This is a genomic window from Paraburkholderia sp. BR14320, assembly GCF_040948665.1.
Classification (GTDB): Bacteria; Pseudomonadota; Gammaproteobacteria; order Burkholderiales; family Burkholderiaceae; genus Paraburkholderia; species Paraburkholderia youngii.
The window spans coordinates 1-1,162 of record NZ_JBFPKG010000196.1; the positions used below are offsets into that span (position 1 = coordinate 1).

Annotated in this window: 2 pseudogenes; one reads left to right on the forward strand and one right to left on the reverse strand. The window is 58.1% G+C overall.

Features of this window, described 5'->3' with window-relative positions:
* Window positions 1-130: 130 nt before the first annotated feature.
* Window positions 131-931: pseudogene (locus tag AB3X89_RS39805) on the forward strand (IS30 family transposase); the annotation flags it as partial.
* Between the two features lie 12 nt (window positions 932-943).
* On the opposite strand, the pseudogene AB3X89_RS39810 reads toward AB3X89_RS39805, so the two are convergent.
* Window positions 944-1,162 (reverse strand): annotated as a pseudogene (locus tag AB3X89_RS39810) (transposase); the annotation flags it as partial.

Below are 1,162 nucleotides of genomic sequence, written 5' to 3' on the forward strand. Positions count from 1 at the left end.
CTTGCCAATACCTTGATTTCCACTGCTTGCTCCTGAGTCAGCATCGGCGGCAAAAAGCCGCCATCCTCTCCCAGGTGGGTCAGGTTTACTTCGGCGGGTGGGTCAGTTTTACATCGGCGCTAACACGAAGCGGCCGAAACCGTGCCGCCTGGCCGTCAACGACAAACTGTGCCGGTTAGTCGCCCGCAAGCTGCAATTGAAATGGGCGCCACAGCAGATCGCAGGCTGGTTGAAACTGCAGTATCCCGATGATGAAACCATGCAGGTCTCGCACGAAACGATTTACCGCAGCCTGTTCATTCAGGCCCGTGGAGTACTCAAAGCGGAACTGATGAAGCACCTGCGCACGCGCCGGATGATGCGTCGTTCGAAGAAAGCGTCAGGAAAGGGACAACCGCGCGGACAGATAATCGATGCGGTATCAATCCGCGAGCGGGCCGCCGAAGCTGAAGATCGAGCGATTCCGGGCCACTGGGAAGGCGACTTGCTCAGCGGCTCGAACAACACACACATTGCGACTCTGGTAGAGCGTCATTCTCGCTTCACCATTCTCGTGAAGGTAAAGGGCAAGGACACCGACAGCGTCGTATCGGCGCTGAGCAAACAGGTCCGCAAACTCCCTGCAGAGCTACGCAAATCGGTCACATGAGACCGAGGAATGGAACTCGCACAGCACAAGGAATTCACAATTGCCACCGACGTGCAAGTCTACTTCTGCGATCCGCAAAGCCCGTGGCAGCGGGGGACGAATGAGAATACCAACGGACTGCTTCGCCAGTACTTCCCCAAAGGCACCACTCTGGCCAGCTACTCGCAAGGCGATCTGAACAAGATCGCCTTGCAATTGAACCAACGCCCCAGAAAGACATTGGGTTTCATGACGCCTGCAGATAAACTAAACGCCAGCATCGGTGTTGCATTCACCGGTTGAACCCGTCGCCGCCTTTTTTGCGATTTCAAGCTCCATTTGCAGGCGCTTGTTCTCGGCGCGTAACCGCGAGAGCTCCATCTGCTCGGGCGTGACCACCTTCGCTGCGGGACCGTTCAGTTTGCCGGCCTGCTCGGCCTTCACCCAGTTGCGCAGCGTCTGCTCCGACACGCCCAACTCGCGGGCCACTGCGCCTACGCCTTGCCCGTCCTTGACTCGTTGCACGGCCGCCGC